At 45.2% G+C, this 14,171-nt stretch carries 13 protein-coding genes; 10 read left to right on the forward strand and 3 right to left on the reverse strand.

Annotated elements, in window-relative coordinates:
- Positions 1-32: 32 nt before the first annotated feature.
- Positions 33-674 (forward strand): rhomboid family intramembrane serine protease, encoded by a 642-nt coding sequence (locus IS446_RS11875; RefSeq protein WP_203060966.1) that lies wholly within the window; start codon positions 33-35, stop codon positions 672-674.
- Positions 675-717: 43 nt separating this feature from the next.
- Positions 718-1,398 (forward strand): SIMPL domain-containing protein, encoded by a 681-nt coding sequence (locus IS446_RS11880; RefSeq protein WP_203060967.1) that lies wholly within the window; start codon positions 718-720, stop codon positions 1,396-1,398.
- Positions 1,399-1,456: 58 nt separating this feature from the next.
- On the opposite strand, the gene IS446_RS11885 is transcribed toward IS446_RS11880, so the two are convergent.
- Complete coding sequence (locus IS446_RS11885; RefSeq protein WP_203060968.1) at positions 1,457-2,566, reverse strand: redoxin domain-containing protein; 1,110 nt, start codon at positions 2,564-2,566, stop codon at positions 1,457-1,459.
- Positions 2,567-2,689: 123 nt separating this feature from the next.
- Entirely contained in the window at positions 2,690-3,184 is a 495-nt protein-coding gene (locus tag IS446_RS11890; RefSeq protein ID WP_203060969.1) for a hypothetical protein, read from the reverse strand.
- Positions 3,185-3,253: 69 nt separating this feature from the next.
- Between IS446_RS11890 and IS446_RS11895 the strand changes: the two genes are divergently transcribed.
- Entirely contained in the window at positions 3,254-6,154 is a 2,901-nt protein-coding gene (locus tag IS446_RS11895; protein ID WP_203060970.1) for an FAD-binding and (Fe-S)-binding domain-containing protein, read from the forward strand.
- A gap of 26 nt (positions 6,155-6,180) precedes the next feature.
- Here the strand turns inward: IS446_RS11895 and IS446_RS11900 are convergent, their stop codons facing one another.
- Positions 6,181-7,011 (reverse strand): UDP-2,3-diacylglucosamine diphosphatase, encoded by an 831-nt coding sequence (locus tag IS446_RS11900; protein WP_203060971.1) that lies wholly within the window; start codon positions 7,009-7,011, stop codon positions 6,181-6,183.
- Between the two features lie 184 nt (positions 7,012-7,195).
- Between IS446_RS11900 and aroC the strand changes: the two genes are divergently transcribed.
- The 7 genes from aroC to IS446_RS11935 all read left to right on the forward strand — a co-directional run bounded on the left by aroC (position 7,196) and on the right by IS446_RS11935 (position 14,078).
- Positions 7,196-8,260, forward strand: coding sequence for a chorismate synthase (gene aroC / locus IS446_RS11905; protein ID WP_203060972.1), 1,065 nt, complete (start codon positions 7,196-7,198; stop codon positions 8,258-8,260).
- Between the two features lie 14 nt (positions 8,261-8,274).
- Positions 8,275-9,705 carry a dicarboxylate/amino acid:cation symporter gene (locus IS446_RS11910; RefSeq protein ID WP_203060973.1) on the forward strand — a complete coding sequence of 477 codons (1,431 nt, stop codon included), beginning with the start codon at positions 8,275-8,277 and terminating at the stop codon, positions 9,703-9,705.
- 249 nt (positions 9,706-9,954) lie between these two features.
- Complete coding sequence (locus IS446_RS11915) at positions 9,955-10,326, forward strand: hypothetical protein (protein WP_203060974.1); 372 nt, start codon at positions 9,955-9,957, stop codon at positions 10,324-10,326.
- Positions 10,319-10,702, forward strand: a complete 384-nt coding sequence (locus tag IS446_RS11920; protein WP_203060975.1) for a response regulator — start codon at positions 10,319-10,321, stop codon at positions 10,700-10,702. Before IS446_RS11915 ends, IS446_RS11920 begins: the two co-directional genes overlap by 8 nt.
- Before the next feature lie 487 nt (positions 10,703-11,189).
- Entirely contained in the window at positions 11,190-12,491 is a 1,302-nt protein-coding gene (locus IS446_RS11925) for a carboxypeptidase-like regulatory domain-containing protein (protein WP_203060976.1), read from the forward strand.
- A gap of 93 nt (positions 12,492-12,584) precedes the next feature.
- Positions 12,585-13,220, forward strand: coding sequence for a hypothetical protein (locus IS446_RS11930; RefSeq protein ID WP_203060977.1), 636 nt, complete (start codon positions 12,585-12,587; stop codon positions 13,218-13,220).
- Positions 13,221-13,385: 165 nt separating this feature from the next.
- Positions 13,386-14,078 carry a hypothetical protein gene (locus IS446_RS11935; protein WP_203060978.1) on the forward strand — a complete coding sequence of 231 codons (693 nt, stop codon included), beginning with the start codon at positions 13,386-13,388 and terminating at the stop codon, positions 14,076-14,078.
- Positions 14,079-14,171 lie beyond the last annotated feature (93 nt).

A 14,171-nucleotide genomic window follows, 5' to 3' on the forward strand; every position in this document is an offset into this window, starting at 1 on the left:
TTATATATTTGATCATAAACCAATCAGGAAAAATGAATATAAGTATGCTCCTGGTCATTGCGGCCAATGTTATCGCCTCTATAAAAGGGTTCAATGACTTTAGTTTTTTTGAACGTTATAAATTCAATATCGGGGCCATACAGCGTGGAGAGTACATCAGAACCATCACCTCAGGGTTTTTGCATGTTGATTTCACCCACCTTTTATTCAACATGATCACCCTGTATTTTTTTGCCCCTATTGTGATCGGGTATTTTGGCTCTGAGAAATTCTTACTCATTTATATGCTTTCCCTGATAGCCGGGAGTTTGCTCGCCATGATATTTCATAAGGACGAATACCACTACAGTGCTGTAGGAGCCAGTGGTGCAGTTACAGGGATCCTCTACGCGGCCATTCTCCTGAGACCGGATATGAAATTGTTTCTGTTCTTTATTCCGATTCCTATCCCGGCGTACATCTTCGGGATCGGGTATTTGCTCTATTCGATCTACGGAATGAAGAATCGCCTGGGGAATATCGGCCATACGGCGCATTTTGGAGGCGCCATAGGAGGTTACCTCACCACCCTTTTATTCATGCCCTCCCTTCTGGTCGAAGAAACCCTCATGGTGGTTTTGCTGGCCATTCCCATTGTGATCCTGTTTATCATGGAAAAGACCGGGAAGATCTAATTCTGGCATATGAATTGCTTAGGAAGGTGAAAACACCTTTATTATGAAAAGAATTCTTATCGCTTTCGCATTGGGCTTTTTCAGCCTCATCACACTACAGGCCCAGGGATCTGATGTTTCGACCATTACCGTAACCGGAGAAGGGATCGTGCGCGTGGTTCCGGATCGTGCCGATCTATATTTCGGGATCAGAACAGAAGGGCAGGAGGTAGCCCTGGTTAAAAAGGAGAACGACAGCCTCGTGATGCAACTCCTGGATATGCTCTACAGCATGGGGATCGATAAAAAAGATGTACAAACCAAAAGGCTCAACCTGCATAAAAATTACGATCACAGGAAGAAGGAAGAAACCTATTACGCTAACCAAAGTCTTATGGTGCGTATTCATCAACTAACCCAATACGAAGAAATTACCGCAGCCTTACTGGCTTCCGGGGTGAACCAGATCGAAAGGGTTGTTTTCGGACACTCCGATCGCGAAACCTTCGAAGATCAGGCGCGTAGCAAAGCAGTTTCTAACGCCATGAAAAAGGTTAAAGGTTACGCAGCGGCCATGGGGCGTAAAACGGGAGACTTCATGAAGCTCGAAGAGCTCGGTGCTCATGATCCGGCGCCGGTTTACCGTATGGCCATGGACGAGAGCAGTGGTGGGGCAGGAGAAGCCTTTGCCATGGGCGAAATAGAGGTCATCGCTAAGGTCCGGTTGGTTCAGGACCTGAAATAGTGAAAAAAAAAGGCGTTCCCGGAAAGGAACGCCTTTGGTATTTGCAGGCTGAAATTACTTATGGCAGCAATTCGGCGATCTTAGCCTCAAGAGCTTCACCTCTTAATCCTTTAGCAATGATCATCCCGTTCTCATCCAGAACGAAAGTCGCGGGAATACTGGTTACATTGTACATACGTGCAATAGGATCGTTCCCTGCCTGAAGATGTGAGATCTGGTACCATGGAAGTCCGTCTTCCTCAATGGCCTTCAACCAGTCTTCTTTGGTGCGGTCCAGAGACACTCCGATCATATTAAGCCCTTTGTCGTGGTAGGCTTCGTAAAGCTTTACCATGTTGGGATTCTCCTTGCGGCAAGGCTGACACCAGGCGGCCCAGAAATCTATGATGGTCACCTTTCCAAGGACGTCTTTCAAAGCAAGTTCCTTACCTTCAGGAGTAGGTGCAGAAAATTCAGGAGCCTTGGCGCCGATCTTTACCTTATTCACGGTTTCCAGAGTTTCATTAATGAACACTCCAAAATCTGAAGATTTCACCTCTTCATCAAACGCATTGAACAATACATCAATGGTATCCATTGGTTGCGATTTTGAACGCAACATATTGGCTAGCAATACAGCAGAGAATAAAGAAGAAGGATTCTCCTTTACAAAGTTGTAGTTCATCTCCTGAGCATCTTCGCGAAGCTCGTTATAGGTCTCGCGCATCACGTTAATGCTTACCGTATCTCTTTTGTTCGTAGCCTCGCGCATTTGTTCCTGGATAGACATAAAACGCTTTTCCAGGTTGCTTCTGTTTTCGGTAAATGTCACTGCATCCTGGTTGGTCGGGGTTCCGGTTACAAGCGATTTAGCTACAGAATCTTTGTATATGGTAATATCGATATCACCGGCCTCAATAAAGAACGGGAACCCTCCTCTGATGTTCTCCACGATCATGGCGTGAAGGCCTGGCTTGGCAGCAACACCTTCGTAGTGGGCTTTTTCACCAATAACCATGAGGGTATCTAGCATTTCGGCTTGTGAACCGGCATTTACTTTCTGGATATAGATGCTGGTGCTGTCTGCTACACCGGCAGCAGTAATGTCTATTTTATAGGCGTTTTCAGGGGTTTCTGCACAGCTCCCGAAAAGGGCGGCGAAACCGAGAATTGTAAGGATCTTTTTCATGAGATCTTAAATTTGATTTATGGGTTTCTGCAAATTTAACATATCGCGCTCCACAGCAAAGCGAATTAACAAAAAAAGCCCCGATCCTGGGACCGGGACTTTTGGTATCGTGTGCAATATGTATTAGAATTGATAGCGCACCCCTAGTGCGATATCAAAATCAAGGTCATCGTTGAAATCTCCGAAACCTAGTTCCGGACGGAAATCTAAGGACAATAATAAGGGGATGTCAAAGTTGTATTCGATCCCGATATCACCGGCTACGAAAATAAACGTTCCACTATCGTCAAGATCAGGGTCAAGATCAAAGCCGTTATCGTAGTCATAACTTCCCAGACCACCACCGGCTCCAACATACCAGTTAAAATTCCCATCAAGTGGCATTACCCACTGGTAGAGTCCGGTGAGTTTAAAGGCATCCCAGTTGTTGCTGTCTCTCCATCCAAGATCGACTTCCAGTCGGTTAGCGTCACCAAGTGCACGCTGGTACGAGATCTCTGCACCAAAACCATCGCTGTCGCCCAGTCTTAATCCAAGGGCATTTGGAGAAATACGTTGTGCCTGAGCGAAGGAGATCATTCCTCCAAAAAGCACCAAAAAGAAAAGTAACTTTTTCATTATAATTGATTTTGTGTTTTCCTATTTTAACGACGAATTTACATTGAAATTACTCAGGTCACCAAATAGATGAAAGAAATTCTGCACCAAAAAGCAATAAAAGATACGTTTTCAGGAGAATTTTATACCGATGACCTCCACCGAATGCTCTATGCAACAGATGCGTCCGTATACAGGGAAATCCCTCAGGCGGTAGCCTATCCAAAAACTGTCGAAGACCTGAAAACTCTGGTGGCCTATGCTCAGGAGCAAGGCACATCGCTTATTCCGCGTGCCGCAGGGACTTCCCTGGCAGGGCAGTGTGTAGGTAATGGGGTCGTGGTCGATCTGTCAAGGTATTTCGATCGCATTCTCGAATTTCTCCCTGAAGAACGCAAGATAAAGGTACAGCCAGGGATCATCAGGGACGAACTCAATGCTGAGATCGCCTCCAGCGGCTTGTTCTTTGGCCCTAATACCTCTACCTCCAACCGCTGTATGATCGGTGGTATGACGGCGAATAACTCTTCAGGATCTACATCTATAAAATACGGCGTTACCCGCGATAAGGTGCTCGAAGTAGATATGGTTCTGAGTGATGGGAGTGAAGTGACTTTTGGTGCGTTGTCTCCAACGGCCTATGCAGCCAAACTGGCTCAGGATGATAAGGAGGGTGAGATCTACAGGTTCTTTGACCGCGAATTACGGGACCCTGAGGTTCGCAAGCGGATAGCAGAAGGATATCCAAAGGCAGACATTCATCGCAGAAATACCGGGTATGCCATTGATATGATCTGTGGCATGAAGCCATTTGATCCCAACGGAGAAACATTTAACCTCGCAAAATTGATCTCCGGAAGTGAAGGCACCCTTGGCCTGATCACCAGTATTACCCTTCAGCTGGACCTGCAACCACCTAAACAGCGAACCATGATCGCTGCTCATTTTAACAGCATTCACGATACGTGTAAGGCCGTAAAACCACTTATGGAGCACGACCTTTATGCCTGTGAAATGATGGATAAGGTGATCCTGGACTGTACGAAGAACAATAAATCCCAGGCACCCAATCGCTTTTTTATTAAAGACGACCCCAAGGCTATCTTGTTATTGGAGCTCTGCAGCGATAACGAGAGCGACCTGGAAGCTCAGAAGGTGAGGTTGCTCGATACACTTTATCATGCAACCAACGCTTATGCCTGCCCTGAACTTAAGGGAGCAGAAATAAACAAGGCCTTAGAGCTCAGAAAGGCCGGTCTCGGACTACTGGGCAATATCGTAGGTGATAAAAAAGCGGTGGCCTGTATTGAAGACACTGCGGTTAGCATAGACGATCTCAGTGATTATATTGACGAATTTGAGGCCTTAATGGCATCTTATGGGCAGGAGGCTGTATACTACGCTCATGCCGGAGCAGGAGAACTTCATTTGCGTCCCATTCTCAATTTAAAGAAGCGGGAAGGGGTGAAACAATTCCGCGCCATCACCACAGAAGTAGCACATTTGGTAAAGAAATACAGAGGCGCTATGTCGGGGGAACACGGCGAGGGAAGGGTTCGCTCGGAGTTTATCACCATGTTTATTGGAACGGATAACTACCAATTACTTCGTGGCGTTAAGAGGGCGTTTGATCCTTTGAACCTGTTCAATCCCGGTAAGATCGTAGATCCCGTCGCCATGGATACCCACCTGCGGTATGAAACCGACAGGAAAGAGCCCGTTATAGATACCTTTATGGATTTCTCAGACTCACAGGGACTCCTTAAGGCGGTAGAAAAGTGCAACGGAAGTGGCGATTGTCGCAAGACAGAACGAAGCAACGGAGCCATGTGCCCCAGCTATCACGCTACCCGTGAAGAGAAGAACACTACCCGAGCCAGGGCCAATGCGCTGAGAGAAGTGCTCAGTGATAAAGAAAAGACCGATCGCTTTAACAGCAAGGATTTAAAAGAGGTGCTTGATCTCTGCCTGAGCTGTAAGGCCTGCGCCAGCGAATGTCCTTCAAACATAGACATGGCCGCATATAAGGCCGAGTTTTTACATCAATACCAAAAAGCCAATGGCCGCAACCTCCGGGATAAACTCTTTGCTTACAGTGGCGTGCTTAATAAATGGGCGGCTCATGCCCCGTTGCTGATAAACAACAAAATAACCGCCGGATTGATCACACGATTCGGAGGAATAGCCCCGCAACGACGCCTGCCGGAGATCAAAAAATGTAACCTGGAGCGCTATCGGTTAAACGAGTTAAAGGGCAGGGAGACCGTCCAAAAACTCATTCTTTACATTGATGAGTTCAGTGAATATCTGGATTCCAATGTTGCTAAAGACGCGATTTCTTTGCTTATAGCTTTGGGATACGAGCCGGTACTCTTGTTCGGGGATAGCGGCAGAACCTTCATCTCTAAAGGCTTTCTTCCTGAAGCAAAAAAATGCATCGACAATCTTCTGGATACTCTGGAAAAGCTAGGGGAACCGGAACTTCCGGTCGTTGGTATAGAGCCTTCGGCTATTCTCGGATTCAGAGACGATTTCTTGCGAATGGCCTCCGATAAGAATCTGGTACAGAGCATTGCCAAAAGGGCTTTTACCCTAGAGGAGTTCTTTGCCGGAGAGTCAAGAAAGGGAGCGATCAAGGCCGAAATGTTCACTACAGAAAAACGTACCGTAAAATACCATGCACATTGCCATCAAAAGGCACTGTCTGATATTCGTTCGACCTTTGATATGCTAAACATCCCTCAAAACTACACCGTAAGTATGATCAATTCCGGCTGTTGCGGGATGGCAGGATCGTTTGGATATGAGAAGGAGCATTACGAGGTGAGCATGAAAATAGGAGAACAACGGTTATTTCCGGCCATACGCAAAAGCGGACCGGAGGTGATCATTGCAGCGAACGGGAACAGTTGCCGCCATCAGATCTACGATGGAACAAAAAGAACTGCAAAACACCCTGTAAGCGTTCTTAGGGAGGCACTCAAAGTGTAGAGGGGTAACGCCTTGCAAATGAAATCCTAGAGACGGGGAGTAATGGTGATCGCAGCCAAAAGGTCTTTGTAATCCATCTCCTTGAGATTTTGATCTGCAAAGAACGGACTGAGCTTATCATTTTTGAATCGGTACAATTCCCATTGTTTTCTCGAATACTCCAGGGCGGTGAGATTTTCTATCCAATCTCCCGAGTTCAGGTATAAACAGGTGCCTTTATCGTTAACCTTACGTATCATCTGGGGTTGATGTATGTGACCGCAAACCACGTATTTATAGCCATTGTCAATAGCAAGGTCGGCTGCAACCTGCTCGAAATCATCAATGTATTTCACGGCCTTCTTCACGCTGTTCTTGATCTTCTTGCTTAGGGAATACCGCTCTTTCCCCATAAACAGCAATGCTGCGTTCAGGAGCGTATTCACTCGAATGAGCAGCTCGTACCCCCAACCACCGAGTTTAGCGATCCACTTGGCGTGTTGGATCGAGGCGTCGAAAACATCCCCGTGAAAGATCCAGGCCTTTTTTCCGTCGAGATCGAGCACTAATTTATTCACTACATGAATATTACCGATGTGGAGATCGGTGAACTTTCTGAACATCTCATCATGGTTTCCAGTGATATAATACACCTTGGTGCCCTTGGCTGCCATATCCAGGATCTTCTTGATCACCTGTAAGTGTTCCTTCGGAAAATAGCGTTTTCTGAATTGCCATACATCAATGATATCCCCGTTAAGCACCAGGATTTCAGGTTGTACGCTGTTCAGGTAGGATAGTAATTCACCTGCATGGCATCCATAGGTCCCTAGGTGGATATCCGAAAGTACGACAAGTTCTGTTCTTCGCTTTTTCAAGATCAAATTGGTTTGAATGCAAGTAATAAAACTGCAGTTCAAAACGAATTAACTGAGGTTTAACGGTTTGTGACACTTTGGTTAACCCCGCATTAAATTGGTGTGAATAAGTTTAAATTACGATAACCAGCTTAAATTTTTGATTATTGGGTTTAACGTCTATTTTTGTTTAAAAACCAACTGAATGGCAGGAAATACCTTTGGAAATCTTTTTAAAATAAGCACTTTCGGTGAGTCTCACGGGGAGGCTCTGGGCGGTGTCGTAGATGGATGTCCGGCAGGGATCGACCTTGATCTCGACCAGATCCAATGGCATTTAGACCGAAGAAAGCCCGGGCAATCGGCTATCGTAACACAGCGTAAAGAACCGGACCGGGTTCGAATCTTATCAGGTATTTTTGAAGGTAAAACAACGGGAACTCCCATTGGTTTCGTCATCGAGAATTCCAATCAGCGCTCCGGCGATTATTCCCATATCAAAGACCAATACCGTCCGTCTCACGCCGATAAGGTGTACGACGATAAATACGGTATACGTGATTATCGCGGTGGTGGAAGAAGCTCGGCCAGGGAAACGGCCAGCAGGGTAGTGGCAGGGGCTATAGCCCGCCAGTTTCTGGACGGGGTTGAGATCAAGGCCTACGTTTCGGCTGTAGGTACCCTCGAAATGAAAACACCCTACCAGGAACTTGATCTGGAGGTTACAGAAACCAATGCTGTTCGTTGTCCGGACGCCACGATGGCCGAAAAGATGGAAGCCTATATTCGCGAGGTTCGCAAAGATGGTGATACCGTAGGTGGCGTGGTTACCTGTGTGGTACGCGGATTACCATCAGGGCTTGGAGAACCGGCCTTTGACAAATTACACGCCGAGCTGGGAAAGGCCATGCTCTCCATTAACGCTGTAAAAGGATTTGAATACGGTAGCGGTTTTAATGGTGCTGCCATGCGCGGAAGCCAGCACAACGACCTCTATAATGCCGATGGAACCACAAAAACCAATTTTTCGGGAGGTATACAAGGAGGTATTAGTAATGGGATGGATATCTATTTCAGGGTAGCTTTCAAACCCGTGGCTACCATCATGCAAAAACAAACCACCATCGATAAAGACGGAAACGCTGTCGAAATGCAGGGTAAAGGAAGACATGACCCCTGTGTAGTGCCACGTGCTGTCCCTATTGTTGAGGCCATGGCCGCATTGGTTCTGGCCGACCATATGCTTATTAAACGAAGTAATAAAAAATAACCCTAAAGTATTCAATGAAGAAACTTGCTTTGCACTGGCAGATCATTATCGGGCTCGTTCTCGGTATTGTCTGGGCAGTATTATCCGGAATATTCGAATGGAGTGAATTTACGATCAATTGGATAGCTCCTTTCGGGACTATCTTTATCAACCTTCTTAAGCTCATCGCCGTTCCTCTTGTATTATTTTCAATCATTAATGGTGTAGCCAACATCGGTGACCCTTCAAGCCTCGGTAGAATGGGAGGGAAGACCCTGTTAGCCTACCTGGCCACTACCTTACTGTCTGTAGCGGTAGGACTCACCCTAGTAAACCTGATGAAACCCGGGAAGCTTATCGATGAGCAAAGCCGTATCGATAACCGAATTAGTTACGAGCTCTGGGCCGCTTCTCAGAACCTGGAGATCAAAGACGGGGTAAATTACCTCAAGAACCCTGAATTCTCTCAACGGGCACAGGAGATCTACGAGCTTTCTAAAGCCGATCTGGCCGATGCAACCGTTAAGGAAAAAATGGAAACCGCCAACCAGGCGAAAGAAGCAGGACCGCTTCAGCCCCTGGTAGATATGGTGCCACAAAACATTTTTATTTCTCTGGGTGATAACGGACTCATGCTACAGGTGATCTTTTTCGCTTTGTTCTTTGGTATAAGTTTATTGTTCATTCCGAGGGATAAGGCGCAGCCCGTAATGTCGTTTGTAGACGGGGTCATGGAGGTATTCCTTAAAATGGTTGACCTCGTAATGCGAGCAGCACCATTTTTCGTATTCGCACTTTTAGCCGGAGTAGTAAGCAAAATGGCCGGAGACGACCTTGGTAAGATCACAGAGATCTTTAAGGGTCTTAGCTGGTATTCACTAGCGGTATTTGTTGGATTAATGCTCATGATCTTTGTGATCTATCCGATCATCATAAAACTCTTTATCAAAGGGGTCTCGTATACCGGATTCTTTAAAGCGATAAGTCCCGCTCAAACCCTTGCTTTTTCTACTTCAAGTAGCGCAGCCACCCTGCCTGTGACCATGGAATGTGTTGAGGATAATATGGGGGTAGACAAAAAGATCACCAGCTTTGTGCTCCCCATTGGAGCTACAGTAAATATGGATGGAACCTGTCTTTATCAGGCAGTGGCTGTAGTTTTTCTGGCTCAGTTACATATGATCGATCTTACCATTGGTCAGCAGCTTACCATTGTACTTACAGCAACCCTGGCGTCGATAGGATCTGCAGCAGTACCAAGTGCAGGTTTGGTTATGCTTATCATCGTGCTGCAATCGGTAGGGCTTAATCCGGCCTGGATCGCCATCATACTTCCGGTAGACCGTATCCTTGATATGTGTCGTACCGTAGTAAATGTTACGGGAGATGCCACTGTTTCTTCTCTGATCGCTCAGAGTGAGGGGATGATGAACTTCCCCGGGAATGACCTCCGTAAAAACAACTAAAAAACAACGAATTACAGCAAAATAGCGCTCTTTATAAGGGCGCTATTTTTGTATGGTCTGGTGTGGCCGCTGCTCTGAAAATACCGCTAAATAGCTTTCACATACAAAAAGTAAACGTTCACAACATAATTTTTGAAGGCTATGGGTTATGCCATTATTTTATAAGTATGATTACTTGGCAGGTAAAACAGGCTCGCCTTAGAGCTGTGATACCTGCTGTGAATAGCCCCCAAAAACCTGAATTGATTTATGTCGAACACAACAGAAAAAAATCAGCTTGCCAATATTTCAAAGCTATTTGAATATTGCCTGAACGACCGCCAGCACCTGGAGGAGTTATTGCAATTGCTCGATGAGCGCGTTGAGGAGTTTCTCACTACCGCCAGAGTGTATTTAAAGGCCAAAGACCGGTATTCACTCTCAAGAGTAAGCCACAGGTTGAGAAACAGCTTGTTGATGATCGATGCTCAGAGCCTGCTTGACTTTCTGGATATTATCGAACACGAGTGTCAGCAATTAGACACCCTGATCGTATTGGAAAGATTGCTTAAGGATTTTGAAACAGAATACAAATTGGTAAACGCTGAAATTCAGCAACAACTCAAGAGCATCTATGCCTGACAAGAAACTCATACTCATTGCCGAAGAAGATAAAATGCAGGCCACCCTTCTCGCGTTCAGATTACGTCGTAAAGGCTTTCGTGTAGAAATGGTACACCACGGAGAAGGCGCCATGCGTTACCTTAAAGAATACCATCCTAACCTGATCATTTGCGGACTCGAACTTCCGGGGTTGCACGCCTTTGATCTTTTAAAGATCGCCCGTAATCGCTTCCGTGAAAGCCTTCCTGTTGTTGTGCTTACCAATAACTCAGAAAACAGGCTTCATCCCCGTTTATTTGAAGCAGGAGCTACAGAGTGCATGACCAAACCTGTAGATCCGGCTGCATTTGTGGAAATGGTCGAACTCGAATTAAATCAGTTCACAGCTCTATAATTCAATCCTACTGTAAACAAGGGGAGCGGACTTCCACTTAAAGTTTAGCTTTAAGTGATTTAGGTTCAGACTTATAGGTCGAAACAATGCTATTTCACATTTAGACATCTAAAATCCTGACCTTCACAACATAAAGTTTTTTCTTACAGATGTACAGGGTATATTTAAATTGTATTTGAAGGTCACTGCCCTTGATCTTCAACATCTTAAACAAGTACCTGCCTGTTGGTCTTATCAAAGAGCTTAACCTGCTTACCCCAATAGTGCTATTTAGAAAATATTTTGGAAGCTTTTAACGTATGCCGTAGCTTTCATTTAAACGTAGTTTTTTCGGGTTTTCATTAAAACCGATTGGTTGTTTTCATGGCCGGCCTTACTTTGATCCTGCAGACGCTGTCTAAAGAATTTGAGTAAGGCCGGTCGCTTTTCGTATCCCTCTGAAAATAAGAGATAAATTCGTATCTTTTGGGGAGAAAAAATTATAGCTATGACAACCCTTTCTATACATTTAAGATCACTCTTATTATTCGTAGTCATGACCGCACTATCTGTGCAATCTCATGCCATGGCAGCCGATATACCTATGGTCCAGGACTCGACCCTTGTCAAGGAGTTTAAAGGTAAGGTTTTGGGAGAAACCACCGGTGAACCGCTGGTATTCGCAACCCTTACAGTAAAAGGTTCCAACATAAGCACCATAACCAACGCAGAAGGCGACTTTTCGTTAAAGGTGCCTCTGGAAATGGCAGAGAGCGATCTCGTGGTGTCCTTTTTAGGATATAAGCCGAAAACCGTAAACCTGAGCAGATTTACCAGGAACGGGAATACTATCTATCTTACCCCGGCAACCATTGCCCTGGAGGAGGTTAGTGTAAGCACGCCCAAGAGTGCGTTGGAATTGGTTAAGACCATGATCAGGAAACGTGGAGACGTCGCCATAAAAGATCCGGTTAAAATGACCGCCTTTTACAGGGAAACCATCAAAAAGCGCAGGAGAGATGCTTCACTGTCGGAAGCTGTGGTGAATATATACAAACAGCCCAATCTCAATTCCCGTAACGATATCATTACCTTGTACAAATCGCGAAAGAGCACCAATTACAACCGATTGGATACGGTATCTGTAAAGCTTCAGGGAGGTCCTTACACGCCTTTGAATCTCGATATCATGAAGTACCCTGAAAATATCTTCACGGATGATATGATAGGGGGGTATCGGTTTTCTTTTGACAATCCTACCGAGATCAATAACAGGCTGGTCTATGTAGTGAACTTCGAACAAAGCCCCAACGTTATAGATCCGCTTTATTATGGAAAACTCTACATCGACATGAATAGTTATGCGCTGGTGAGTGCAGTATTCAATCTCAACGTGGAAAATCGTGATCTGGTGAGCGCGCTTCTCGTTAAAAAAAGGCCAGCCCGAACCGAAGTGTATTTTACCAATGCCTCTTACCGGGTCGATTATCGTATTAAAGATGGTTTGTGGTATTACGGATATAGCAATGTGCAATTGGCCGTTGTAGTGAATAAGAAGGGAAAACTTTTTAATTCCAAGTATTACCTCAACAGTGAAATGGCGGTTACCGATTGGGAAGCCTATGACGACGACAAGCGCATTCGAAATCGCGAACGTCTGCGCCCTACGGTGATCCTGTCTGATGAAGCTTCCGGATTCTCAGATCCCGATTTCTGGGGACCTTATAATGTTATCGAACCCGAAAAATCCATTGAATCGGCTATTAAAAAGATCCAGCGCCAGCTTGAAAAAGGGGATAGCGCACCTTAGTGGCAGCTTTGATAATAATTTAACAGCATGTCATAGGATTATTTTCCTGCTTTGGCATTATTTTCGCTGTAAACAGAAAAAGTACACATCTACATGAAGCGTTTATTTCTGCATATCTTCTTACCGGCTATATTCCTGTTTGCCGGTCTTGTACCTGCAATGGCCCAGGGTGACCTGCCGGGTGCACCGATCAAGATCGAAGGAATAAACACCAAAAAGAACAATAACAACAATACGCTTAACTTGTTGCGAAGGAACAACATGAACACCCCTTCGCTTTCCGACCTCGAAGAAAAAAAGAACTTTATGATCGGGGAGGAGTTCATGGATCCCGGCGAGAGGTATAAGAAAAAAGTGAAAACCCCGGAAGGTGAGAACCAGATCGGAGCTACGAGCAATCAGTTCCTGGGAGATTTCAAGAGTAATGGGAAGTTTGTAAAGATCGTTTGCAGGGACCACCAGTACGTTGATGGAGACCGGGTGCGAATTTTTATGAACGATAAGGTCGTACAACCCAATGTTTTGCTGGACGCTTCATACAAAGGTATATATGTAGACCTGGTCCCGGGTTTCAATAAGATCGATTTTCAGGCGCTCAACCAGGGAAGTTCGGGTCCTAACACCGCTGCACTGGCCGTTTTTGACGACCAGGGGAATGTGATCTCTGTCAAAGAATGGAATCTGGCAACAGGGGTTAAGGCCACCATGATCATCGTCAAAGAAAAATAGGGGAGTACCGCTATTCCCTTGGGTGAAAACCTCTGCTTCAACTTTGTTTTTATCCCTGTTTTTTGGATGCATTTTTTTAAGGCGAAAGGCTTTAAATCAAAGGTTAAGTCGTTGTAAATGATTAAATTGCAAATACTAAACCTTCGTTCATTAAATAATCCAGTTATGACTACGAATAAACCGACTTCCGAAGCACCGGAAGATTTCGGCAAACGAATTCTTTCGGTTACACCCCATATCTATCCGTATTTGAAACACCGATTATATGTTGCTGAAGCCACAGGTTTAATTCCCCGTAATATGTATAAGGCCAACGGACTTCTCGATGATGCTATTGTAGATCTTTACGATGAGGCAGATGACCTGGAAGATGACATGAAGCTAAAACTTCGTTTGTTCGCCCTGGTCGATAAAAGATTGGATGACCTGTATGAGAACGAATCCTTTCATAAAAACACCATGAGTACCAGTGAAATCCTAAGTAAAGAATTGGCATCTCTGGAAGAAAATTACGTGATGGATGCTGATGACGATCTGATGATGAACGAGGATCTTGACGATATTTCCTATCACCAGCAAGATGAACATAAGCAGGTATTTCTCTATGATGATGCCGAAAAGAACCTGATCAAAAGTCTGGACCTGACCGATCCTGAAAGAGACCTTAAAAAATCGGAACGACTGAGGTTTAATAAGGTGTATACGTGGTTACCCCACAAAACCTCCAATATTCTAGACCTCTATGTCTTTGGGAAGATGTCGGTGAATGAGATCTCTCAGATCAAGGGCATAGACACCCATGAAATACATAAACTCCTGCATACCGTGCGTAAAAGCTTTAGGCAGAATATGGGATGATGGGGTAAAGTATAGTGAGTAGTGAGTAGGGAGTAGTGAGTAGTGAGTAGTGAGTAGGGAGTAGGGAGTAGTGAGTAGGGAGTAGTGAGTAGT

It is taken from the genome of Robertkochia sediminum, assembly GCF_016786255.1.
GTDB lineage: Bacteria > Bacteroidota > Bacteroidia > Flavobacteriales > Flavobacteriaceae > Robertkochia > Robertkochia sediminum.

Bases quoted from the DNA above. Each gene is read 5' to 3' on its own strand.
- IS446_RS11875 (WP_203060966.1), top strand. From the start codon at position 33: ATGAATATAAGTATGCTCCTGGTCATTGCGGCCAATGTTATCGCCTCT.
- IS446_RS11880 (WP_203060967.1), top strand. From the start codon at position 718: ATGAAAAGAATTCTTATCGCTTTCGCATTGGGCTTTTTCAGCCTCATC.
- IS446_RS11885 (WP_203060968.1), bottom strand. From the start codon at position 2,566: ATGAAAAAGATCCTTACAATTCTCGGTTTCGCCGCCCTTTTCGGGAGC.
- IS446_RS11890 (WP_203060969.1), bottom strand. From the start codon at position 3,184: ATGAAAAAGTTACTTTTCTTTTTGGTGCTTTTTGGAGGAATGATCTCC.
- IS446_RS11895 (WP_203060970.1), top strand. From the start codon at position 3,254: ATGAAAGAAATTCTGCACCAAAAAGCAATAAAAGATACGTTTTCAGGA.
- aroC (WP_203060972.1), top strand. From the start codon at position 7,196: ATGGCAGGAAATACCTTTGGAAATCTTTTTAAAATAAGCACTTTCGGT.
- IS446_RS11910 (WP_203060973.1), top strand. From the start codon at position 8,275: ATGAAGAAACTTGCTTTGCACTGGCAGATCATTATCGGGCTCGTTCTC.
- IS446_RS11915 (WP_203060974.1), top strand. From the start codon at position 9,955: ATGTCGAACACAACAGAAAAAAATCAGCTTGCCAATATTTCAAAGCTA.
- IS446_RS11920 (WP_203060975.1), top strand. From the start codon at position 10,319: ATGCCTGACAAGAAACTCATACTCATTGCCGAAGAAGATAAAATGCAG.
- IS446_RS11925 (WP_203060976.1), top strand. From the start codon at position 11,190: ATGACAACCCTTTCTATACATTTAAGATCACTCTTATTATTCGTAGTC.
- IS446_RS11930 (WP_203060977.1), top strand. From the start codon at position 12,585: ATGAAGCGTTTATTTCTGCATATCTTCTTACCGGCTATATTCCTGTTT.
- IS446_RS11935 (WP_203060978.1), top strand. From the start codon at position 13,386: ATGACTACGAATAAACCGACTTCCGAAGCACCGGAAGATTTCGGCAAA.